Raw genomic sequence first — 22,316 nt, forward strand, 5'->3', positions numbered from 1 at the left:
GGGAGTTCCCGACGCGAGGTGTGTGCTTCGTCACTACAACCCGAAGGGTTGTCCGAGAGTCCCCCTCGAGGCCAAATCACCCGTTGGCAGCCATAGTTCAGCATTCCGCGCACCATCCGGAGCCATTTGGATCCTTGTCGACACACCCATCGAATCGATGTGATCTGCGTCACGTGGTGCGTGGTTGTAGCCAACCGGTACGTTCCGCGCATCCATGCGCGTCAGCGCCCCCGTACACCGCCAACTCTTCCGAGGAGCCACCTATATGGGGCACCCGCCTCCCCGCCCGTACGCACGACGACTGTCGGCACTCGTCGGCGGACTCGTCACCCTGTCGATGACATGCGTCGTCGGCGCCGCCGGCGCCGCGCCCGGCAACGTACCCCCCGCCAGGGTCGGCATCCCGACCGCGGGTACCACCGCGAACGCCTCGTCGGTCGACGCGAAGGCGAAGGCGGAGACGACCGCGACCGAGCGGGCCAGGCGCACCGGAGTCCCGGTCCCCGTACCGGAGTTGACCACGGAGACGGACACCGTCAGCGCCCTGCCCAATGGCACCCTCGCGCTCAAGCGCACCATCGAGCCGTCCCGCACGAAGAAGAACGGGGTCTGGCGCGATCTCGACCCCACGCTCACTCGCGCCGCCGACGGAACCGTCCGGCCCACAAGCACCACCGGGGACCTGGTCCTGGGCGGCGGCGGCAACCGGCTTCTCGCCACGATGAACAACAACGGGCGCAAGCTGACGCTGAGTTGGCCCACCGCACTGCCCGAGCCGATCCTCTCCGGCGACGGCGCGCTCTACCCGGGCGTCCTGCCCGACGTCGACCTCAAGGTCGTCGCCGGCGAACAGGGCGGCTTCGCCCACACCCTCGTCGTCAAGACCGCCCAGGCGGCGAGGAACCCGCAACTCGCCACCCTGAAACTGGGATTGACCACCGACGGCCTCTCCGTCGCCACGAACCCCGACGGATCACTGACGGCCAGGGCCGCCGACGACAAGGTCGCGTTCACCGCACCCACCGCCACCATGTGGGACTCACGCACCATCGCCAAGCCCGTTCGCGAATCCCTCCAGAGCACCCCGGACAACCCGGGCACGACACCCACGACCGAACTCGCCTCCACCGAGCGCCAACCCGGCGCCCGAGCCTCCACCGCCCCGCTGAAGACCGACATAACCGCCGGCACCCTCACACTGACCCCGGACCCGGGCCTGCTCACCGCGCCCGACACCGTCTTCCCGCTCTACATCGACCCGTCCTGGGTCCCCATGCGCGACAACGCCAGTCTCTACGGCTGGGCGCAGGAGGCATACCCCGACACCCCCGGCTACGGACGCACCGACTACCAACCCGGCGCCGGATACCAGCGCTGGCGCACCAAGACCGGCCTGGAACGCACCTACTACCGCGTCGACTACAACCGACAGGGACGCCTCGACGGCAAGACGATCAACCGCGTCACCTTCAACACCACCCAGGTCGACTCGGCCATATTCAGCTGCGAGAACCAGTACGCCCAGCCCGTCTCCCTCTACCTGACCAACAACACGCTGACGACCAACACCTCCTGGAACAACAGGCCCACCGAGGTGGGTCTGTGGGGCACCGCCTCCGTTCCGAGTTCCCGCGTCGATTCCCACTGCGGCAACCGCCTCGTCGACTTCGACATCACCGCCAACATCGCCCCGCACCAGAACTGGGAGTACCTCACCTTCAGCGTGCAGGGCAAGGAGTCCCCGCGGAGCACAAGCAACGACGGCTTCAAGCGGTTCTCGCGCACCGCGGCGGACACCTTCATCTACATCGAGTACAACACCCCGCCCGACACCCCCACCAACCTCCGAATGAACCCGACTCCGGTCAACGGCGACTCGAACGGATGCGGATACATCGGCGCGGTCAACCCCGCCGTCGGTGGCGTCACCCTCTACGCCACCCTCACCGACGCCGACGGCCAGGATCCGGACGGCCACTTCGTCGTCCGTGACGTCGCCGACAACTCCGTCACCTACGACGGCGGATGGACCCCACGCGGCGCGAACGGCCACGAAGCCCAGGCCGGCATACCCACCGGCAAACTGCTCGGCGGCCACACCTACCGCTGGAGTGTGCAGACCGGTGACGGCATCACCGCCTCCGCCTGGGCAGACGGCTGCACCTTCACCGTCGACGACACACCGCCGTCGGCACCGACCGTCAGCAGCACCGACTACCCGGTCAACGGAGGCGGAAAGCGCACCAACGAAAAGGGCACGTTCATGCTCACCGCCACCGACGGGCAATCGGGCGTGGACTACTTCGAATACGCCCTCGACGGACCCATCCCCGTCGGCGGCGCATCACGTGGCACGTGGGACGCGGCCCGGAACACGTGGACGATCAAGGATCTCTCGATCGGACTCTGGAGCACCCACCACCTCTTCGTACAGACCGTCGACGAGGCCGGAAACCGCTCCCAGCCCACCACGTACAGCTTCTACGTCGCGGCGAACCTCAACGTCACCCCGCAACTGGGCGACATCAACGGCGACACCCGCATCGACCTGGTCACCATCACCGATTCAGGCGAGCTGAAGATGTACGGAACCGACACCAACCCCGCCGAGGGCGGCCTGAAGATCGCCGACGCCGGTGCCGGGCCCGCGCCTGCCGGCAGCGGATACACATGGTCCGGGTCCTTGGTCACCCACCGCGGCGGAGCCGGGATCCAACGCGACAATCTCTACGCCTATGCCGACACGCGCCTGTACATGTATCGCAACAACGGCGCCAGACCGGACGGTACCTACTTCGCCGCCGGCGGCAGTCGCAGCACCGTCCCCCGTCCGTCGGCCACCCGCTGCCTCCCCCAGGGTGCCTGTCCGGGCTACGCCACCGGCTGGGCCAACGTCACCGGACTCCTGGCCGCCGGAAACGTCGACAACGACTCCGACGAGGCCGGCAGCCCCCTGCTGGATCTGCTCACCCAGGAAACCGACGGCACCGACACCCGCCTGTGGCTCTTCCACGGGACCTCGAGCGGCGCATCGTTCGACCACGCCACACACCTGGGCGGAGGATGGCGCAACCTCGACATCATCGCCCCCGGCGACGTCACCGGCGACGGACTCCCCGACCTGTGGGCCCGAGACCGCGTCACCGGGCAGCTCTACCAGTACGCCTCCAAGAGGAACACCGACGGCACCGCGGACGTCGCCGCCCTCGGCAACCACTCCGGGCGCACCCTGATCGGCTCCGGTTTCGACTCCTCCGCCTACCCCGAGCTGCGCTCGGACGGTGATCTCGACAACGACAAGCTCGGCGACCTGTGGGCCCGTGACTCCGGCGGCCGGCTGTACCTGATCCTGGGCAAGGTCCCCGGCGCGGACGCCAACGCATTCCGGCCCCCCGTCCTCGTCACGGACACACTCACCTCCTGGAACACCTGCAAACCGTTCAAGTCCGGCATCGACCCGACCAAGACCTTCGACATCTGCGGGCCCATCCTCGCCAAGTACGAGGCATCCGGCGGCCCGGACGGTGAGATGCGCCTGCCCGTCTCCGGCACGGAGTTCGACGCCGACGGCGTCGGCCGCTGGGCCGACTTCCAGGCCGACAGCGGCAATGGCACGGCCGCCGCCTCCATCAACTACTCCCCCTACACCGGCGCCTGGATCGTCCGCGGCACGGTACGCCAGAAGTGGCTCGATCTCGGCGGCCCGAGCGGCCTCCTCGGCTACCCGGTCACCGACGAAACCAAGATGTACGACGGCGGCGGCACCTACCTCGGCGCCATCAGCCGCTTCGCCGGCGGCGCCACCTCCGGACCGGGCGCCATCACCGCCACCAACGCCGGCACCCACGAAATGCACGGCGACATCTACCAGCACTGGCAACTCCTGGGCGGCACACGCGGCTTCCTCGGATTCCCATCCACCGACGAGACGCAAACCCCGAACAAACCCGGGTTCTTCAACCACTTCCTCGCCCCCGGCGCCGACACCGTCACCGGGTCCATCTACGCCTCGCCCGCCACCGGCGCCAAGGCCGTCTACGGCAGCATCCGACGCGATTGGGCAGCGCACGGCTGGGAGAACAGCGACCTCGGCTTCCCCACCACCGACGAATACGCCCTCCTGGGCGGGCGACGCTCCGACTTCCAGAACGGCTACATCCACCAGACCTGGCACACCGGCACCTACACCCTCTACGGCACCGACCGCCTCGTCGCCTCCGCCGACTTCGACGGCGACCACCTCGGCGACGCGGTCACCATCGACGACAAGGGATCGCTGTGGCTGCGCCGCGGCAACCCCGACGGCACCTTCCAGGGCCGCGTCGGCATGTGGCCCGACACCACCTGGACCGGCACCGCCGCCATCACCGCAGGTGACTTCAACGGTGACGGCAACGCGGATCTGGTCGCCTCCACCGTCGGCGGCAACCTGTGGCTCTATCTCGGCGACAGCCACGGCGGGCTCTCCGAACACAAACCGCTCTGGACCGACGGAACCTGGAACCACGCGAACGGAATCGCCGCCGGCGACTTCGACGGCGACGGGAAACTCGACATCGCCAACATCTGGACCAACGGCGAACTACGCCTGTACCGCGGCGACGGACAGGGCCACATCGCCACGAGCATCCCCCTGGGTGTGGACGCCTCGTGGGGCTCCATCAAGAAGATCACCGCCGGCGACTTCAACAAGGACGGCAAGACCGACCTCGCGGGCATCTGGGCCAACGGCGCCCTGCGCCTGTACACCGGCAACGGCAACGCCACCCTCAACGAAAGCATCGCCCTGTGGCCCGACAACTCCTGGGGCCCCATGCGCGCCATCGCGGCCGGTGACATCAACCCCAATGGCAGAAGCGACATGATCGCTCTGTGGGACGACGGCACGGTGCACACCTACAAGGACATCCTCACCGGCCCCTGACCCGCCGGGTGGCCCTGCGAGCCCAGGGGCTCGCGGAAGGGGGACACGGGAGAGCGGAAGAGGGACACTGGAGACACAGCGGCACCGCACCCGGCACCGCCGGGTGCGGTGGGCCGCAGGAGGTTTCCATGCCTGACACCGAGGTGCGTGGCGAGCACCGGCTTCACGAGGACCACCACGGAATGCACTCACCCCCGCGCGTGGTGGTGCGGGGAAGCGACATGCGCCCGTCCGACGCAGACGCCACATCGGAGCAGACCGCCCACGCCTACGAGACGTCGCAGGCCGAGGGTGACCGTGACGAGGACGAGGACGAAGACGACTGACCGATCGGATCGGCAGGCCCGGCCGGGTCGGCAAGCCCGGCCGGGTCGGCAGGAGGCCGCACGGCCTTCGGGAGAGCCAGCGCGGCCGGGAGACCGACGAGGGCGCCCACCGCGACCACCGCCACGGCGGTCCGGATCCCGCCCACCGAGACCAGCACCGCCAGGCCGGCCCCGGAGCCGAACTGGAGTGCGGTGGACGCCAGTCCGGAGGCGGCGCCCTGCTCGGCGTCCGCGACGCCCGACGCCGCGGCGACCCACATCGTGGTGAACACGATGCCGGTGCCCAGCCCGAAGGCGACGATGCCGGGCAGCAGTGCGGCGTACGACGAGTCGTCCGTCATCCCCGCCGCCAGCACCGCGGCCCCCAGCGCGGCGACCGCGAATCCGACCATCAGTGCTCGACGCACGCCCAGGCGCCCCGCGAGACGCTCACCCGCGAGGTTGCCCACCGTGATCGACAACGTCGGACCCAGGAACGCGACCCCCGTGCGCAGCGCCGAAAAGCCCATCTCGTCCTGGAACCACAGCGTCAGGAAGAACGGCACGGCCTGCAGAGTCAGTCCGAACACCAGGATCACCCCGGTCGCGGCCGTCAGGCCGGGATGCGTGAACAGGCGCAGCGGCAGCAGCGGATCGGCCGTCCGCGACTCCACCGCGACGAATCCCGCGAGCAGCAGCACTGCCACTCCCGCAGCGCCCGGCACCCGGGGATCCGTCCAACCCCACTCCGGACCCTGCGCAATCGCGAACACCAGCAGTGTGAGCCCGACCGTGCCGGTCAGCGCGCCCGGGAAGTCGAAGCCGGGCCGCGTCGCATCCGCACCGCAGCGCCCGCCGCGCCCGTCGCGCCCCTTGCGTCCGTCGTGTCCCTCATACCCCTCGTACGCCTCGCACCCCTCACGCCCGCCGCGCTCGCTGCGTCCGTCCTGTCCCTCGCACCCTTCGCTGCCCTCACGCCCGCCGCGCCACGCCGCGTCCGCGGGCAGCAGCGCGAACGCGGCCGGCGCGGCGACCACGACCAGCGGCACATTGACGTAGAACACCGCCTGCCAGCCGAACGCACTTGTCAGTACGCCGCCGAGCAGTGCGCCCAGGCTCAGCCCGCCCGCTCCCGACACCGCCCACACGGTCAGCGCCCGGGTCCGCGAACGCCCTTCCGCGAACAGCGTGTTGACGAGTGACAGCGTCGCGGGGAACAGGACCGCGCCGCCCACGCCCTGCACGGCCCGCGCGCCGATCAGCGCGCCCGGCGCGGTGGCGAGGCCGCCCAAGAGCGAGCCGGCGCCGTACAGCGCCATGCCGAGCACGAACATGCGGCGTCTGCCGAGCAGGTCCGCGAGGCGGCCGCCGAGCAGCAGGAGTCCGCCGTACACGACGGCGTACGAGCTGACGACCCACTGCAGCCCGCGGTCGGAGAAGCCGACGTCGGCGGCGATCTCGGGCAGCGCGACGTACACGACCGTGAAGTCGAGCGCGGTGATCAGGCCCGCGAGGGCGAGGAGGGCGAGTGTCCAGGCGGGGCGTGCGAGGTTGGTGGGGCGTACGAGGTTGGCAGGCGGTGGCATAAAGGCCGACCTCCGGAAAGGGCCTCGGGAGTGAGGCGGGCGGCTGGGTCGCTTCCCAGCCTGGGCGGACCGCCACGCGCTACCCAGGTCCCGGCTTTGCCTACGCACCGCGTGATCACCTTCGTGCCTCCCCGGTTATGGTCGCGGTGTGGACGCACGTATCGAACTGAGCGAGTTCCTCAAGTCCCGCCGCGCCCGCCTGAGCCCGGAGGACGTCGGGCTGCGGGCGTACGGCGGCCGCCGCCGCGTCGCGGGTCTGCGCCGCGAGGAACTGGCGGGTCTCGCCGGTGTCAGCGTCGCGCACTACACGCGCCTCGAACAGGGCCGGGCCGACAGCGTCTCGGCGGAGGTCCTGGCCGCGATCGGGAGGGCGTTGCGCCTGGACGAGGACGAGCGGACGTACCTGGGCCAACTCGCCAGGCCCGACGCCCGCACGTGTCCCGGGACCGCCGTCCCACCGCGCCCGGGTCTGCGGCACCTGGTGGCGTCCTTCGACGCGACCCCGGCGATCCTGGTCGGGCGGCACACCGAGGTCGTGGCGTGGAACCCGGTCGCGACCGCGCTCTTCGGCGACTTCGCGGCGATGCCCGAGGGCGAGCGCAGCATCTCCGACCTGATCTTCCGCCGGCCGGACATGCGCGACCTGCACGGCGACGACTGGGAGCGCACGGCGGTCGAACACGTCGCGCACCTGCGGGTGTTGTCCGCCTGTTACCGGGGCGACCGGCGCCTCGTCGCACACATCGAGCGGCTGCGCGCGGCCAGTCCCGAGTTCGCACGAATGTGGTCGTCCCATCCCGTCGCGCGCACGGGCCACCGGTTCTACCGGCTGCACCACCCCGTCGTCGGCGACCTGGAGCTGTACGGCGAACTCGTGACGCTGCCCGGCGACCTCGAATACAGCGGCCTCGACCTGTTCGCCGCCGAGCCGGGCTCCGCATCCGAGCACGCACTACGCCGCCTGGCCGACCTGGGCCGCGCCCGGGAAACGGCCTCGCCCTCGGCTGTGGGACCGCGCTAGCGGTACTCCCGCAGCCTCGGTCGTACGCCCGCGGGCACCAACGGCAGGCCCGCGCCGAGCAGCAGCGGGGGTGCCCGGCGCCGGCCCGCGAGCGCGCCCTGGGCCGCGTCGATGCGGCGCGCGAAGTCGTCGCGGTGCGCCTGCGCGGTGGAGTCCGGCACGCTCCGCTCGTCGAGGAACTCGAACGCCAGGTTGCCGCGACCCACATCCGTGGCCATACCCACGGCCGTGTCGCGGCGCCCGACAGCGACGGCGGCGGTGAATCCCTCTTCGTGGCGCCGGAACGCCCCGAGCCACTGCGCGAGGCCAGGGTCGGTGGACGCGGGAGCGAGAGCCGCGCTGCCTTGTCGGCGGTTGTGCGCCAAACCTTCGTCGACCGCGCACCCTCTCGGGTGATCCGGCGCGTACGGCGAGTGGCCCCGGACTCCCCCCGTGATTCCCGCTCACGCCCGGGCGCCCCGGGCGGAAAGGACCAGGCCACGCGTCCGCAGCCGACAGCGGGTTCGGGGGTGGACAGGGCCCGGAGCCACTCGCGGGGGTCGATCTCGTCGGCGGTGAGCGTGTCCTCGGACCGGCAGATATGGACGGGCTCCAGCCGCAGCGGCCGAGCCGTCGTCGACCGCGGCGGCCTCGGCCGGCGCCGCGCCCGGTCGAGCGAGACGAGACCGGTGCTCTCCCGCCGCGGTTTCCACGACCCCGACGCCGCCTCCCTGCTCCCCCGCTCGCTCCGTGCGGAGGCTGTGGCTACGTGGCCGGTCCCGAGCCGGTGGCGACCCTGTCGCCGGTGGGATAGGACCACTTCCCGATGCCGGTGGCCGCGTCGAGGGCGTACACATTCTTGTCGTCGCTGCCGACGTACACGACCCCACCCACCACCGACGGCGCGCCCATGGTTCCTTGCGCCGTGAAGCGCCACGGGACGAAGGCGCCCGAAGGCCGGTGTCCGTCACGCCGGTCGCGGAGGATGTCCTCCCCGGCCCGTCTGCCGGGTTCGTGTGGACCTGTGGGTTGCCCGGACAGGGTCCGGCCGATGGCGCGGAGCCGGTCGTGGACCTCGCCGGCACCGGCCGGCCGGCCGGTGGTCGGGGTGTTTCGCGAGGAGGGCGAGGACGAGGTCGTCGAGTGCGCGGGGTACGCCGGCGCGGGTGTCACCGGGCGGGGCGGGCCCGCGCCGGAGGTGGGCGTTCATCGTCGACACCGGGCCGGTGGCGTCGAACGGGGGTTCCCCGGTCAGGAGTTCGTTCAGGACGCAGCCGAGGGAGTACAGGTCGGAGCGGGTGTCCCCGGGGTGCTCGGCGAACCTCTCGGGAGGCATGTACGCCAACGTGCCCATGACCCTGCTCGACTTGTTCGACGCCTCCATGAAGCGGGCGATGCCGAAGTCGAGGATCTTGACCCGACCGTCGGCCGTCAGCATCAGGTTCGCCGGCTTCAGATCGCGGTGCACGATCCCCGCGTCGTGGGCACGGGCCAGCGCCGCGGCGGCCTGCGCCGCCCATGCGATCGCGCGCGCCACCGGCGGCGGGCCGTCGTCGCGCACCACGGAGGCCAGGTCCCGGCCGTCCAGGAACTCCATCACCAGGAACAGCGAACCGTCCGCCTCGTCCCGGCCGAGGTCGTGCACGGTGACCACCCCCGGGTGGTTCAGCGTTCCCGCCGTCTTCGCCTCGCGGAGGAAGAGTTCCGCGCCGGTTCTGTCGTGCTTGTGGTGCGGGACCAGTTTGACCGCCACCCGGCGTTCGATGACCCGGTCGCGGCCCTCCCACACCTCGCCCATCCCGCCCCGGCCCACGAACGCCACCAGTTCGTACCGGCCCGCCAACACCCGCACCGCCACCAGCCCCCGCCCCGACAGCGGCACCACGCACCGCGCGGCAGCCGCCCAGCAGACCACGCCCCGTACGTGGCCCCACCCGAAGATCCCACACCGACCCCACGCCCGCCCACCACGTCACCAAACCGCGCCCCGCAACGCGAGCGCGCCACCGCAAACAGCTGCGCAAACGCGCGTGGCAACCCGGCACGGCCGGCACCACAGCATCGGGTCCCCAGCGCAAACACCAGCACCTGACCGCGGAAACGGGTGGCTGATTCGGAGATCACAGGCAGTGCAACCCTCGGGATGCCGTACTGAGGTGAGGAGCGTGCCGTCCGTTGCGGTGCGCGTCCGCCCGGTCCCGGGCCTGTTGCCTCCGTTCGGGCGACCCGGACCGCCGCCGGGTGTACCCGGGCGCCGGGGCGACGACGTTCCCCGCATGCCCACACTGCCCCGGATCGTGCCCATGCTCGCCACGCCCGGCACGCTGCCGCCCGCGTCGGAGGACGACCGGTGGGCGTACGAGACCAAGCTGGACGGGCAACGTTAGGGCCAGGCTTCGTCGTGTCTCATGCGGGTGATCGAGGTGTGTTTCGCCTCCTTTGACTGACGTTGGGTTCCAGGCTTCCTACTGATCTCGGATCGGGGACGCGTGGACCATTTCTTCACCAGCGAGACGACGGTGCGCCGGTATTTTTCAGGCGCCCGCAGGGACCGCCCCCGACGGCTCGGCGGTGGTCGGGGGTGCAACTGCGCTTCCGGACGGCACGCCGTTCGTGGTGGACGAGCACATGCGGCCGGTGGAGCCGTTGTGCTCCTACTTCTTCGACATGTCGCGGCGCGTCCAGGCGAAAACGCTCGCGGATTACGCATACGAGTTGTTGGGGCTGGTGGAGTTCCTGCCGGTCTTGGATCCGCCGTCGGATCTGTTGTCGGCGTCCGATGCGGGGCAGGTGGAGGGGCCGGCGGCGGGTGTTCGCGATCGCGGTGATGTCCGCCGGGTTGCGCCGGTGCGCGGTGGTCGAGGGCCGGCACGGTTTGGAGCCGATGGCGTTGTTCGTCGGCGGGCAGGGGCGGATGCTCTGCAAGTCCCGATGGGAGCAGGTGTTCGCGGCCGCGGCCGAGCGTGCGCGGTCCTTTGCCGCGGTGGCCGGGGGGCCGATGCCCGCTCGTCTGCGGATCCACGATCTGCGGCACACGTTCGCCGTGTTCATGTTGACGATCCTGACCGGCGCGGTGGTGGAGCGGGAGAACGCGCGACCGCGGTCCGGGGGGAGCGGCGCGTACCTGGCGAGGCACGTGGCGTTGAACCCGCTGTTGACGGTGCAGCGACTCCTGGGTCATCGCAGCCCGGCCGCGACGATGCGGTATCTGCGCTACGTCGAGCAGACGCGGGCGATCGTTGCGTGGGCGTCGGAGGAGTGGGCGGACGCCGATCTCACCTGGGCCGATCACGCGGCGCACGCCGCCGGGCGAGGGGTGGCGTGATGCCGCGCAAGTGGCAGCGGACGCGCCCGCTCCCGGTGGAGTCGCTCGCCCGGGAGGAAGCGGCGGTCGGGAGTTCGACGACGGCGGCGTGCGGGTGCGCCAGACGAAGGCCCGCGCCCGCCGCGCACGGGCCACCCGGCACCCGACCCCGCCGCCCGGACCGGCACTCGACCCGGCCCGGGGCGCGCGTTCGAGGGCTCGGGCCGGCGGGACACGGCGGGGCTGTTGGCGAGGTTGATCGCCGTCACCGACCCGGTGCGGGCCGCGTTCCCGGACTGTCGGTGGTTGTTCGCGGTGGTTGTTCGCGGTGGTGCGCGGGCGTGGTCGTCGAAGCCGGTGCCGACCTTGCCGAGGTAGCGCAGCTCACCGCCTGCCTGTTCGCCGACGAGCAGGGCCCCGACGGTGTCGCGCAGGCGTCCGGTGCCGGGGACCCATCCGGCGACGATCACGTCGATCGTGGCGGTGTGAACTGGTGGAGTGCCGGTATTCGGTGTGTGCACTATCCGGTGAGGCCGAGGCTGCGTTGGTGCTCGATTCGATGCCGCCGGGCAACCGAGAACGGGACCCGGTATGCGGATCCGAAAGACCCTCCTCGGCCTCGCCGTCGCCGCGATCGTCGCCGTCGCGGTCACGATCCGCCCACGACCGCGAGCCGGTGGCCTGAGGCGAACACGAGGCGGGCACCACGTCCCGCCCAGTCCTCGCGCTGACACTCGCTGCCCCGCCGTGTCCTACGCCGTCCTACCACAGGGCCGCCGGCCTCCCCTCGATCGAGCCCGGTCCGCCCCCGAGCGCGACACGGCGCGCCTGGCCAATTAGTCTTCGTGCGTCATCCTGATGCCTGAGCAGGCTCCGCATCCGTCGAGCGGTTGCGGAGCCCAGTTGCGCCTGTGAGGAACCTGTCATGAGCGAGCCGCGCGGGGGCGCCGGCCGGAATCATTTCGCTCGACTGCGCCGCCTGCGGTGGGGTCCATGCCCGCGTCGGTCGGCGTTCGGAGGCGAGGGCGGCCGCATCGTGACGGCGGTCGTCGGCGCCGCCTCCGGCGAACGGCGCGGTGGTCGCCTGGGCCAGGCGGCCGGCGGGCGTCACGGCGGGGACCTCGAGCCCGCGAAGCCGTCCGGCGTCTCCCCGCCCCGGTGGCGGATCTGTCATGTGGCGGTTGCGCTCGCACTACCCCTGTATGTGGGATGGGGCCTCCTGCTGGCCACCGGTGGCGGTGATCTCGCGGCTCAGTACTCCTGGGCGGAGTTCGCCGTGCGGCATCCGGGTACGCCGTACGGCCTGTTCTGGTTCGGCGGGATCGACGTCGGCAGCTACAGCGTCCTCTCGCCGCCGCTGATGGCGTTGCTCGGGGTCCGCACTCTCGCCGCCCTCAGTGGGTTGACCTCGACCTGGCTGTTGGCCGCGCTGTTGGTGCGCACCACCCGGAAAGTGCCGACGTGGCCGGCGCTGATAGGGACGCTGGCGCTGTGGGCCAACGTCGTCTCGGGCCGCGCCACGTTCGCTCTCGGTGTCGCAAGCGCGCTGGGCACCTTGCTGGTCCTCGTGGGGCGGCACACACCTGTGTGGCGGCTCGTCGCGGGGGTCGTGGGGGCGGGGCTGACCGTGCTGTTCAGCCCCGTGGCTGGTCTGTTCCTTCTCGTGGCGGGCGCGGGGTTCCTGCTCGACCGGCAGTGGGCGAGAGGCCTGGCCCTGACCGTACCGACGGGTGTGGTCGGTGGGTTGCTGACCGCGCTGTTCCCGTCCCACGGCCAACAGCCCATGGGAGCCGAGCGGATCATCTTGCCGCTCCTGGCCGGCGTCGTGGTGGCGTTGACGGCACCGCGCGACTGGCGCGAGCTGCGGGCCGGTGGCGCGGTCTACGCCGTCGGTGTGGTGCTCACCTGGCTGATTCCTTCGCCGGTCGGCACCAACGTCGAGCGCCTGGGCACGCTTGTCGGCGCGCCCGTGCTGCTGACAATCTGGTTCGAGCGGAGACGGCGAGGCCCGCAGCCCGGGAGGTCCTTGCTCCGAGTCGGTGGTGACGCGTCCTTCCGCACGCGCTTCTGTGCCGCGGGGCTGGCGATGTGCGTGATCTGGACGGGGGTGGCGACGGTCCGAGATGTGCAGGCGCATACGGAGGTGCCCGGCTGGTCGCGGCACACCGCCGGGGTCATCGCCGAGTTGGACCGGCTGGGCGCGTATCGCGGCCGTGTCGAAGTGGTCCCCACCGGCTCGCACCGCGAGGCCCGGGTGTTCGCCCGGTATTTCCAGGCGGTGCGCGGCTGGAACCGCCAACTCGACATGGAGCGCGGCCGGTTGTTCTACTCCGAGGAGCTCGACGAGGCGAGCTATCGGGCGTGGCTGAACGATTGGGCGGTCGGCTACGTCGTCCTGCCGCACGCCCCACCGGACGGCTACGCCAGGACCGAGGCCGCGTTGATCCGGTCCGGCCGCTTGGGCTCCTGGCTGGAGCCGGTCTGGAACGACGCCTATTGGACCGTCTTCCGCGTCCAGGACGCCGTGCCACTGGCCACCGCCCCCGCCGAAGTGCTCCGTGCCGGCGACGCCGACATCGTGCTCAAGATGCCCCGCCCGGGAACGGTCACCGTGCGTGCCACCTACTCGCATTGGCTGTATTCCGACGGCGCCTGCCTGCGCGCGAGCGGCCCCTGGATACAACTGACCGCTTCGCGCCCCGGGATCTACCGGATCACCTCCAGCTACTTCCCCCCGGATGGCTGCCGAACATGAGGTTTGCGGCCGGGAGGCACTTGGGTCGCGCGGACGCGGCTTCGACGGCCCGGCGCCCCCGATGGGCGGCGGGCCGTCGGCCGGCCGACGTCTGCTCTACGGTCGCGGGTCCGGGGCCACGGGCCTTCAGGAGCACCGTCCCCCTGGTTCCCGGTGCCCGGAGACATCCGGCTCACGGACCTCACGACCCCCGCGCCGCTCTCACCGGCCGGCCAAAACGCACAAAGTACTCGGCCGGAGTCGCTCACGCGCCTTCGGACGCCGTTCTCGTTCGGGTGACAACCGGATCCGGCCGTTGAGACACCTGACGCCGCGACGGCTCACCACGCAATACCCAAGGCGCGAATCCGAGTTGAGACACCCACCCACAGGAGACACCCGAGCTGTTCCTAATCAGCGTGCGATCGTCCATCTCCCCGGGGACAGGACGGCGCTGCTGCGCGCTCGCTCGGACGCCGACATCACGGGCGCCTACCGCGAGCTACGGGCGATCGGCGAGGCCCTGGGTGACGTCGCCGCCGTGTTGGACGGCGAGATCGTCGCGCTCGACGAGCACCGGCACAGCGACTTCGAACGCCTGCAAGCCAGGATGGGCTCGGCCGGCTCGCCCGCCCGGGCGGCGCACATGGCCAAGGAGGTCCCCGCGCGGCTGATGCTGTCGACGCGCTGTTCCTCGAGGGCCGCGACCCGACCGCACAGCCGTGGACCGAACGCCGCGACCGGCTGGAGACCCTGGAGCTCCGGGGCCCGAGCTGGTCCACCCCCGGGGCACTCGTGGGACACGGCGCCCAGGCGCTCGAGGCGACTCGCGATGCGGGCCTGGAAGGGCTGGTCTGCAAGCGGACCCACGCGCGGTACGAGCCCGGCGTGCGATCACGCTCGTGGATCAAGATCCGGCACGTGCGCACCGTGGACGTGATCGTCGGCGGATGGCTGCCCGGCCGCGGCCGCCTCTCCGGCCTGCCCGGATCACTGCCGGCCGGCCGCCCCGGCCCCGACGGCCTGCGCTACGCGGGAGCCGTCGGCACCGGCTGGACCGACCGCGAACGCACCACTCTCGCCGAACTGCTGCGCGTCGCCGCCACCGACGACTGCCCCTTCCATCCCAGGCCCTCCGTCCCCGGCGCCCGCTGGGTCCTGCCGCGCCTGGTCGGCGAGGTCGCCTACGCCACCATCACCCGCGCCGGACTCCTCCGACACCCCGCGTGGCACCGCCTGCGCCCCGACCTCACACCGGACGACGTCCTCACCTGACCGGCGGCCCGGGCGAGCCGTTCTCCGCGGATCGGGCCACACTCGAATCATGGAGATCGTCGAAGCGCACGGCCACCTCACCGTGCCGGGACTGGGCGACGTGGACGTCGACCTCGACCTGTACGACTGGCCGCCGGCCGAGCACGTCGGTCCGGTCGCGTGGAGCGCGGTCATCGCCGACGGCCCGGAACTCACAGTCGGCGCCGAGGGCGAACTGCACGTCGACGGAGAGAACACGGAAATCGGCCACCCGTTCACGGTCATCATGAACGCCGGCCGCGTCACCCAGATCCGCGGCCGCGAGAACACGTGAGCTGCGATCCCATCGAGGCTCAGTCGAAGCCCGCTTCGGCGCGCGGCTCGGCAATCTCACGGTGCGCGGCCGCGAGATCGACGGCCATCCGCCGGATGCCCGCGGCGACACCGGCCTCCCACACCAAACGCACCAGCGCCTCGGCGGCGGCCTGATCCAGGCCGATCGACCCCGTCACACGATCGGCCGGCGTCAGGATCGCATGCTCGGCATCCACGTATCCAGGACGCTCCGCGCACCCGTCCGCATCCCGCATGGCGCTGCAAGCCATTGGGGCTGCGGAGCAGGAGTGTCGTAGTCCACCGGCGGGCTTGCGACACCTGTGCCGAGATCCCCGCCGCCCGAACACCGAACACCGACGCGACGCCCATATCGGGCCGTCCCGACCCACTGCCCGAAACGGCCGGCCGCGCCTCGAGGCCGCTGCACCGCATGCGGCAGCAGTGTGCACTCCCCGGTCCGTCAGGCGTTCCGCCGAAGAACGCGACCAAGACCACGTCGCCGATACACACCCCCACCCCGGGCTCGAAGACGTCGCCGGCCGCCGGCATCGCCCCCCGAATCCCCGACACCAGACCCACCGCCACCCTCGACGACGGGAGGCGGACAAGCAGCGCCGTAACCATGGTCGACAGCCGAGGACCGGCGAGCGCGACGCCCATCGGACCTCGGGGGCCGGCTGCCGGATGGATCAGGATTGCTCACGACGGGTCCCCTATAGAGGCTGCGCGTCCCGCGGGGTGCAGGTGCACAATGTCCGCCCACCTGCGGTCCAACCGCGCCGAGGATGTCGTCTCGGTCGGCGCCGGGCCGCGGGGTGATGAGCATGGGCCGATCGCGCCAGGGCGTGGGTGAGGTGTCGCCGATGCGGGCCGCAGGCGGCCGGCGGCGCGCGGCCCCGGTCGGCGAGTCCGTCCGCACCGGCGATCTCCGCGGCACGTACGCCCCTGCAGCCGTCGACGATCGCCCGATGGCCGGCGGGCCTCAGGGGTGAGTTCGGCGCGAGGCTCCGTCGCGCCCGCCGGTCACAGTGCCGGGCCGGGCGCCCTGCCGAGGTTGGGGAGTTCGACGACGAGGTCGCGCGCAGGTGCCTTGATGTCGACGGGACGGTCGTATTCCGACCAGGTCACCGTGATGGCCCCGTCGTCCGACGCGGAGTTCGGCGAGATCACCCGGTAGGGCAGTGCCGGGCCGTCCGCCGGGATGTACAGCCGTGCGGCGTCGTCCGCCTCGGTTTCCGCGAGCACGACCATACGACGCCCGTCGACGAGGGTTTCCTCGCGCCGATCGGCCGCCGCCAACTTGTCCACGACGGTGCGGGGATTGAACTTCTTGGCCGTGGCCGCCATCTTCGAACGCACCGGATCGTCGGCCGCGGCGCGCCCGTACTTGCCCTCCAACGCCGCCACCAACTCTGCCCGTTCGGACCCGAGGCGCCGCTGCCAATAGGTGCGCGAAGCCTTGACGTAGAGCTCTCCACCGACACTGATCATCTCGATGGTGTGGCTCTCCGCCTTCCCAGTGGTGGTGAAGTCGCCGGTCCGCATGTCCAGATGCACGTCGGTGCGGGTGCTCGTGGTTGCCGCGCGAACGTCGGAGATCCGTACGTAGCGAACGTCCTTCACCGCCTTGCTCATCCGCTCGTGCAACGCCTTGTCGCCCAGTCGCGACAGATCCGCGGAGGCCGAATCGGCCAGGTCCACGGCCGCCGAACACCCCGCCAGCAAGGCCATTCCCACCGCTGCCGCCGCCACCCGCACAGCCGAACCCGCGTGTGCCATCGACGTCCCCGATCCGTTCCCGCCCCGACCCCACCGACCGCGACTCGCACACATGATCCCGAGGTTGCTCCCGACGCCTGCGCGCGGGGCCGCCTTTGGGTCGGCCACAGCCCGATGCCCGCGGTGCGTCACACGCCGCACGAACTGACATCTGTTCCTGACGAAACGACCGGCCACTCGAACTATCGTGAGTGCCGGCCTGGTTCTCGGCTCGCGGATCCTGGTTGGCATCATCTGCGCATGGAGCAGTCCTCCCCCGAACGGTCCGCGTCGTCGACACCGACCAACTCCTCGTTCTGCAACGGGCGGCCACGGCCTGCGGCTTCAGCCAAAGACTCGATATCGACCTTCTCGGTCTCCATTTTTCGAGGATGCTTGCGATGGCCGGTTGGGCATGTAGCGAACCGACGCGCGGTACGAGCCGTGCGTGCGATCGCGGTTGTGGGTCAAGATCCGGCACGTGCGCACCGTGGACGTGATCGTCGGCGGATGGCTGCCTGTCCGGGGCCGCCTCTCCGGCCTGCTCGGATCACTGTCGGTGGGCCGCCCCGGTCCCGACGGGCCGCGCTACGTGCGCTGCGCGTCGCCGCCACCGCGGACTGCCCGTTCCATCCACAACCCTCCGTTACCGGCGCCCGCCGGGCTGCTGCCGCGCCTGGTCGGCGAGGTCGCCCACGCCACGATCACCCGAGCCGGAGTCTCCGGGTCGACATGGCCGGCGCCCTCGGGCTCGGCCGGGTCGCCGTCGCCCGCGGCATGCGGACCCCGCGCGCACGCAACCTCGTCATCGGCTCCCAGGGCCGGAAAAGGCCGCACCCCTGCCGGGGCTGAGGGCCTGTGGTCAGTCGATGGCCACGGCCTCAACGACGGACAACACCGTGGGGGTGTCGAGGACGCGGTTCAGCCGCAGACCGGCCTCGGCGAACAAGTCCGCGAACTCCGATGCGGTGCGCTCCCGACCGGCCAGGGAGGCCATCATCATCAGGTCCAGTGCCTTGGCCTGGTGCGGGACGTTGCCGGACGGAATGACGGCGTCCATGACCAGGACTCGCCCGCCGGGGGCCATCGCGCGGCGGCAGTTGCCCAGCAGGGTCACGCAGAGCTCGTCGTCCCAGTCGTGGGTGATCCGCTTCATCATGTAGACCTCGGCGCCGTCGGGGACGGAGGCGAAGAAGTCGCCCTCGGCAAGCCGCCAACGTCCCGCGAGGTCCGGGGAGTCCAGGCGGTGGCCGGCCAGCACGTGCTCCCGGTCGTAGAGCACGCCGTGCAGTGCGGGCCGGCCGCGCAGGACGGCCCGGAGCAAACCGCCGTGGCCGCCGCCGACGTCGACCACCACACCGTGCTCGGGGAAGTCGTACGCGTCGGCGATGGGCTGATCCTCCGGGTCGGACATGGCCGCCATGCCGTCGTGGAAGACGGCGGCCGTGGCGGCGTCCCGGGCGAAGTGGTCGAAGAACGGCATCCCGAAGATCGCGTCGAAGGCCGACCCGCCCTCGCGGAGGCAGCGGTCCATCTCACCGGCCGGCAACCACATGGTGCGGTCGGTGATCATCAGGACGGCGGACCGCACGGACAGCGGGGCGTCGGTGCGCAGCGCGCTGCCGGCGGCGGTGAGCCGAAAGGCCCCGGTGCCGTCCTCGGCGAACAGGCCCCGGGTGGCCAGGAGTCGCAGGACCCGGTGGAGGTACGCCGGGTCGGTGTCGGTCGGGCCGGCCAACTCGGCCGGGGTGCGCGGGCCGTCGGCCAGGTGGTCGGCCACCCCGACGGCGGCGGCCGCCCGAAGCGCGGCCGGGTACAGGTAGGCCAGCGCCTCGTCGATCAGGTACGCCGCCGAGGCGCGGCCGTCCGGATCGGCGGAGTCGGCCGCTCCGACACCGTCGGCGGGTCGGGGCTGGACATCACTCACCGGATGACCTCCTCGTCGTGGGGTGGCCGTGCTGTCGCCTCATCGTGACAGCCGGTGTACGACGCGGATGCGGATTCCTCGCATTCCGTCGACGCCGGGTCGTCTGGTGGCGGGTCGTCCACGAGGCTTGGTGTCACGTCCGGACGTGAGTGAGGTGGTCGGTGAGCGCTCGGTCGACGGGGCCCGGTCCGGCGTTGCGTGCGATGGCGAAGTCGGCGTCGCCGTGGCCGTTTTTGCCACCGGCCCACGGCCACGTGATGACTTTCGCTCCCTTGCGGCTGCCACCTGCCGACAACCTCGGCCGGACGGTCGTCCCCCATCGCCCCGGCGTACAGGCGAGCGACCAGCCCGGTGTGGGCACGGGCGGCATGGAACGGGTCGTATGAGGCGCGAAGCCCGTCGCCGGGCACGAGCACTGTTCGTCCGGCCGTCTCCACTGCGCCGTTGTCGGCCGTGTCACCGACTCCTCCCGCCCAGGCCGACCGGGCGGAGCCTCACCCGGGCGGGAAGGCCGCGTCCAGGACCAAGCCGGCCAGCCGTCTGGCCTGGTGGGCCGGGCCGTCCGCGCCCAGAGCCTGGACGGATGCGTAGACCCCTTCCAATATCAGGGTGAGTTGGTCGGCCAGCCCATCGTGGTCCGGGGCGCCGGAGGCGGCGGCCAGTTCGCCGAACCGGGCACGCACCCACCGCTTGGTTCCGACGGCGGCCCGGTGGGCCGGGTGGTCGCGGTCGGGGATCTCCGCCAGCACCATGAGGAACGGGCACCCTCGGCAGCGGTCCGGCTGGACCTGGTCGACCTGGGCGTCGAACACGGACAGGATCCGGTCCCGGACCGGGCGGCCGTCGTCCGCGGTCGCCGCGTCGAACCACTGCTTGTAGTAGCCGTCTGCGCGCTCGACATACGCGGTGATCAGGTCGTCCTTGGACGCGAAGAGTCGGTAGAGCGTGGTCGGCGCGATGCCCGCCGCCGCGGCGATCTTGTCCACGCCGATGCCGCGGATGCCCTGCCAGTAGAAGGACTCGTGAGCGACCTCGAGGAGATGCTCGCGCGTCTCGGCGGCACTGCGGCGCATGTGAAGCCCCTTGTCGGATCGGTCCTGGCGGTCCTACTCTACCGTCTTGTTAGGGAACGTTCCCTAACATCGGTGTCATCAGCTTCATCGGTGTCATAGAGGCGAAGCCCGCGGCGCAACGACCGCACGGCGGCGCCTCGGATCAACGGAATCGGGGAAAGATGATCGCGGTGACGGGTGCATCCGGCCATGTCGGGGGCGAGTTGGTCCGGTTGCTCGCCGACCAGGATCGCGCGGTGCGGGCCGTGGTCCGCGACATCGGCGCGTACGACCCGCCGAAGGCGGTGCAGGCGGTCGCCGCGGACCTGAACCGGCCCGAGACTCTGGCCGACGCCTTCACCGGTTCCGAAGCGCTGTTCCTGTTGGGCGGCTTCGCGGACATGCCGGACGTGCCGGCGCAGGCCCGCGCCGCCGGCATCGGCCATGTGGTCCTGCTGTCCTCGCGCTCCGTCGTCGGCGGCCACGCCGACAACGCGGTCGTCGCGATGCACATGACGTCCGAGGCCGCGGTGCGCGAGTCCGGGATCCCCTGGACGTTCCTGCGGCCGAGCGGATTCATGTCCAACACCTTCGAGTGGACGGCACAACTCCGCGAGGGCGACACCGTGCACGCGCCCTTCGCCGACGTGCCGATCGCGGCGATCGACCCGTACGACATCGCCTCGGTCGCCGCCGCGGTCCTGACGCGTGACGAGCAGTACGGGCGCGATCACGCGCTCAGCGGCCCCGCCGCCTTGCGCCCCGCCGACCGCCTGGCGACCCTTGCCCGCGTCCTGGGGCGACCGCTCCGGCTCACGGCCCAGTCCGACGCCGAAGCGCGAACGGAGATGAGCGAGACGATCCCGGCCCGCTATGTGGACGCGTTCTTCCGCTTCTTCGCGGACGGCGAATTCGACGACTCGGCCGTCCTGACCACCGTCGAGGAGATCACCGGACAGGCACCACGCACCTTCGAGGCGTGGGCGCGAGCCCACGCGGACGAGTTCGACCGACCTCCGCGCTCACAGCCCTGACGCGCACACGGCACCTACCGGAAGAGGCACGTGATTCCGCTCTCCACCACACCCCCCGACCGTCCGCACCGACGACGCGGCCCGCGTCGCCTCCTCGTGGCCCTCGCCGCGGCAGGCCTGTTCGCCGCGGGTTGTTCGTCGTCCCACGACGGCGGCGCCGAGTCGTCCACGAACCCGACCACCGCGACCGCGACCGCGCACCCGGATCCGGTCGGGCGGTTCGCGTCCGACAACCCCGGCTCGGTCAACATGTACTGGATCCACGCACCGCAGGGACTCGTCCTCGTCGACACACTGCGCACCGTGACCGACGCCCGGCACGCCATCGAGCAGGTGCGCGGGACCGGACGCCCGGTCGTCGCGATCCTGCTCACCCATTCCCATCCCGATCACGTCGGTGGCGCCGGGGAGTTCCACAACGCCTTCCCGCAGGCTCCCATCTACGCCTCCGTCGCGACCGCGAAGGCCATACGCGAGGACCCGCGCGGGTTCTACCCGCTCACCCGGACGGTGCCGAACTCCGACTTCCCCGAGCAAATGACCCACCCGGACCGGACCTTCCAGCCCGGCGACAACCTCGACATCGGCGGACTGCGCCTGGAGACAGCGGAGTTCGCCGACGGCGAGTCCGACACCGCGACGGTGTACCACGACCCCGCCTCGAACGCGCTGTACGGGGGCGACCTCGTAGGCAACCACGTCACCCCCGCCCTGCTCGAAGGGCACAGCTGCGGCTGGCTCGTGAACCTCGACAAGCTGCTGAAGCGCTTTCCGACCGCACGCACCTTCCACCCCGGACACGGCGCCCCCGGCGACAGCCACGCCCTCATCGACGCACAGCGCGGCTACCTCCAGCGATTCCGCGCACTGGTACGCGCCGCGGTGGCCCCGGCCTCACCCGGCGGCACCGCGATCGAGATCGGGGAACAACAATCCATCATCGCCACGATGGACCGCGAGTACCCCGACCATCCGCGCGTCGCATCACTGCCCACGCTCACCGAAGAGAACATCAAGGGCGTCGCCGCGGAGTTCAAGGCCCAGGACCAGCCCACCCCGCCACCGACCTGCCAAGCCCCCTGACCAGTCCCGTCCACCGACG

Annotated in this window: 19 protein-coding genes and 2 pseudogenes; 11 read left to right on the forward strand and 10 right to left on the reverse strand. The window is 71.2% G+C overall.

The features are described 5' to 3' along the window. Positions 1-265 precede the first annotated feature (265 nt). Positions 266-4,924 carry an FG-GAP-like repeat-containing protein gene (locus tag OG948_RS02645; protein ID WP_406293480.1) on the forward strand — a complete coding sequence of 1,553 codons (4,659 nt, stop codon included), beginning with the start codon at positions 266-268 and terminating at the stop codon, positions 4,922-4,924. A gap of 128 nt (positions 4,925-5,052) precedes the next feature. Then, on the forward strand, positions 5,053-5,250 hold the full coding sequence (locus OG948_RS02650) for a hypothetical protein (protein ID WP_406293481.1): 198 nt from the start codon (positions 5,053-5,055) through the stop codon (positions 5,248-5,250). Here the strand turns inward: OG948_RS02650 and OG948_RS02655 are convergent. Then, positions 5,193-6,815, reverse strand: coding sequence for an MFS transporter (locus tag OG948_RS02655; RefSeq protein ID WP_406293483.1), 1,623 nt, complete (start codon positions 6,813-6,815; stop codon positions 5,193-5,195). The two genes, OG948_RS02650 and OG948_RS02655, sit on opposite strands and share 58 nt — an antisense overlap. A 148-nt stretch (positions 6,816-6,963) precedes the next feature. On the opposite strand from OG948_RS02655, the gene OG948_RS02660 reads away from it, so the two are divergent. Continuing rightward, positions 6,964-7,836 (forward strand): helix-turn-helix domain-containing protein, encoded by an 873-nt coding sequence (locus OG948_RS02660; protein ID WP_406293485.1) that lies wholly within the window; start codon positions 6,964-6,966, stop codon positions 7,834-7,836. On the opposite strand, the gene OG948_RS02665 is transcribed toward OG948_RS02660, so the two are convergent. The 3 genes from OG948_RS02665 to OG948_RS02675 all read right to left on the reverse strand — a co-directional run bounded on the left by OG948_RS02665 (position 7,833) and on the right by OG948_RS02675 (position 9,730). Beyond that, the gene (locus OG948_RS02665) at positions 7,833-8,054 is read right to left on the reverse strand and encodes a hypothetical protein (protein ID WP_406293487.1); all 222 of its coding nucleotides are present in this window, start codon (positions 8,052-8,054) and stop codon (positions 7,833-7,835) included. The two genes, OG948_RS02660 and OG948_RS02665, sit on opposite strands and share 4 nt — an antisense overlap. Before the next feature lie 526 nt (positions 8,055-8,580). After that, complete coding sequence (locus tag OG948_RS02670; RefSeq protein WP_406293488.1) at positions 8,581-8,727, reverse strand: PQQ-binding-like beta-propeller repeat protein; 147 nt, start codon at positions 8,725-8,727, stop codon at positions 8,581-8,583. A gap of 55 nt (positions 8,728-8,782) precedes the next feature. Further along, a complete protein-coding gene (locus OG948_RS02675; RefSeq protein ID WP_406293489.1) occupies positions 8,783-9,730 on the reverse strand; it encodes a serine/threonine-protein kinase in 948 nt (315 codons plus the stop codon). Between the two features lie 361 nt (positions 9,731-10,091). On the opposite strand from OG948_RS02675, the pseudogene OG948_RS02680 reads away from it, so the two are divergent. Both OG948_RS02680 and OG948_RS02685 read left to right on the forward strand, forming a co-directional pair. After that, positions 10,092-10,199 (forward strand): annotated as a pseudogene (locus tag OG948_RS02680) (ATP-dependent DNA ligase); the annotation flags it as partial. 425 nt (positions 10,200-10,624) lie between these two features. Continuing rightward, positions 10,625-11,140 (forward strand): hypothetical protein, encoded by a 516-nt coding sequence (locus tag OG948_RS02685; RefSeq protein ID WP_406293490.1) that lies wholly within the window; start codon positions 10,625-10,627, stop codon positions 11,138-11,140. Here OG948_RS02685 and OG948_RS02690 read toward each other — a convergent pair. Then, complete coding sequence (locus OG948_RS02690) at positions 11,104-11,589, reverse strand: hypothetical protein (RefSeq protein ID WP_406293492.1); 486 nt, start codon at positions 11,587-11,589, stop codon at positions 11,104-11,106. The two genes, OG948_RS02685 and OG948_RS02690, sit on opposite strands and share 37 nt — an antisense overlap. Before the next feature lie 566 nt (positions 11,590-12,155). Between OG948_RS02690 and OG948_RS02695 the strand changes: the two genes are divergently transcribed. The 3 genes and pseudogenes from OG948_RS02695 (at position 12,156) to OG948_RS02705 (ending at position 15,441) form a co-directional block, all read left to right on the forward strand. Beyond that, positions 12,156-13,874, forward strand: a complete 1,719-nt coding sequence (locus OG948_RS02695) for a hypothetical protein (RefSeq protein ID WP_406293493.1) — start codon at positions 12,156-12,158, stop codon at positions 13,872-13,874. 352 nt (positions 13,875-14,226) lie between these two features. Beyond that, a pseudogene (locus OG948_RS02700) lies at positions 14,227-15,128 on the forward strand (ATP-dependent DNA ligase). 49 nt (positions 15,129-15,177) lie between these two features. Continuing rightward, a complete protein-coding gene (locus OG948_RS02705; protein ID WP_406293495.1) occupies positions 15,178-15,441 on the forward strand; it encodes a hypothetical protein in 264 nt (87 codons plus the stop codon). 19 nt (positions 15,442-15,460) lie between these two features. Here OG948_RS02705 and OG948_RS02710 read toward each other — a convergent pair whose 3' ends face one another. The 4 genes from OG948_RS02710 to OG948_RS02725 all read right to left on the reverse strand — a co-directional run bounded on the left by OG948_RS02710 (position 15,461) and on the right by OG948_RS02725 (position 19,128). Continuing rightward, positions 15,461-15,697: a hypothetical protein gene (locus OG948_RS02710; protein ID WP_406293497.1), complete on the reverse strand. Its 237-nt coding sequence runs from the start codon at positions 15,695-15,697 to the stop codon at positions 15,461-15,463. Between the two features lie 769 nt (positions 15,698-16,466). Then, positions 16,467-17,222 (reverse strand): hypothetical protein, encoded by a 756-nt coding sequence (locus OG948_RS02715; RefSeq protein WP_406293499.1) that lies wholly within the window; start codon positions 17,220-17,222, stop codon positions 16,467-16,469. 230 nt (positions 17,223-17,452) lie between these two features. Then, positions 17,453-17,584, reverse strand: coding sequence for a hypothetical protein (locus OG948_RS02720; protein ID WP_406293501.1), 132 nt, complete (start codon positions 17,582-17,584; stop codon positions 17,453-17,455). A gap of 479 nt (positions 17,585-18,063) precedes the next feature. After that, entirely contained in the window at positions 18,064-19,128 is a 1,065-nt protein-coding gene (locus tag OG948_RS02725) for a methyltransferase (RefSeq protein ID WP_406293503.1), read from the reverse strand. Positions 19,129-19,385: 257 nt separating this feature from the next. Between OG948_RS02725 and OG948_RS02730 the strand changes: the two genes are divergently transcribed. Continuing rightward, a complete protein-coding gene (locus OG948_RS02730) occupies positions 19,386-19,514 on the forward strand; it encodes a hypothetical protein (RefSeq protein WP_406293505.1) in 129 nt (42 codons plus the stop codon). A gap of 108 nt (positions 19,515-19,622) precedes the next feature. On the opposite strand, the gene OG948_RS02735 is transcribed toward OG948_RS02730, so the two are convergent. Next, positions 19,623-20,201, reverse strand: a complete 579-nt coding sequence (locus OG948_RS02735) for a TetR/AcrR family transcriptional regulator (RefSeq protein WP_406293506.1) — start codon at positions 20,199-20,201, stop codon at positions 19,623-19,625. A 161-nt stretch (positions 20,202-20,362) separates the two neighbouring features. Between OG948_RS02735 and OG948_RS02740 the strand changes: the two genes are divergently transcribed. Both OG948_RS02740 and OG948_RS02745 read left to right on the forward strand, forming a co-directional pair. Beyond that, on the forward strand, positions 20,363-21,214 hold the full coding sequence (locus tag OG948_RS02740) for an NAD(P)H-binding protein (RefSeq protein ID WP_406293507.1): 852 nt from the start codon (positions 20,363-20,365) through the stop codon (positions 21,212-21,214). Between the two features lie 30 nt (positions 21,215-21,244). Continuing rightward, positions 21,245-22,297 carry an MBL fold metallo-hydrolase gene (locus OG948_RS02745; RefSeq protein WP_406293508.1) on the forward strand — a complete coding sequence of 351 codons (1,053 nt, stop codon included), beginning with the start codon at positions 21,245-21,247 and terminating at the stop codon, positions 22,295-22,297. Positions 22,298-22,316 lie beyond the last annotated feature (19 nt).

This window comes from Embleya sp. NBC_00888 (assembly GCF_045207655.1).
Lineage (GTDB): Bacteria > Actinomycetota > Actinomycetes > Streptomycetales > Streptomycetaceae > Embleya.

Coding starts and splice junctions, on each gene's coding strand:
- OG948_RS02735 (WP_406293506.1), bottom strand. CDS start 20,201: ATGCGCCGCAGTGCCGCCGAGACGCGCGAGCATCTCCTCGAGGTCGCT.
- OG948_RS02720 (WP_406293501.1), bottom strand. CDS start 17,584: ATGGAGACCGAGAAGGTCGATATCGAGTCTTTGGCTGAAGCCGCAGGC.
- OG948_RS02665 (WP_406293487.1), bottom strand. CDS start 8,054: ATGGCCACGGATGTGGGTCGCGGCAACCTGGCGTTCGAGTTCCTCGAC.
- OG948_RS02670 (WP_406293488.1), bottom strand. CDS start 8,727: ATGGGCGCGCCGTCGGTGGTGGGTGGGGTCGTGTACGTCGGCAGCGAC.
- OG948_RS02710 (WP_406293497.1), bottom strand. CDS start 15,697: ATGCGGGATGCGGACGGGTGCGCGGAGCGTCCTGGATACGTGGATGCC.
- OG948_RS02715 (WP_406293499.1), bottom strand. CDS start 17,222: ATGGCACACGCGGGTTCGGCTGTGCGGGTGGCGGCGGCAGCGGTGGGA.
- OG948_RS02730 (WP_406293505.1), top strand. CDS start 19,386: ATGACTTTCGCTCCCTTGCGGCTGCCACCTGCCGACAACCTCGGCCGG.
- OG948_RS02705 (WP_406293495.1), top strand. CDS start 15,178: ATGGAGATCGTCGAAGCGCACGGCCACCTCACCGTGCCGGGACTGGGC.
- OG948_RS02655 (WP_406293483.1), bottom strand. CDS start 6,815: ATGCCACCGCCTGCCAACCTCGTACGCCCCACCAACCTCGCACGCCCC.
- OG948_RS02740 (WP_406293507.1), top strand. CDS start 20,363: ATGATCGCGGTGACGGGTGCATCCGGCCATGTCGGGGGCGAGTTGGTC.
- OG948_RS02645 (WP_406293480.1), top strand. CDS start 266: ATGGGGCACCCGCCTCCCCGCCCGTACGCACGACGACTGTCGGCACTC.
- OG948_RS02650 (WP_406293481.1), top strand. CDS start 5,053: ATGCCTGACACCGAGGTGCGTGGCGAGCACCGGCTTCACGAGGACCAC.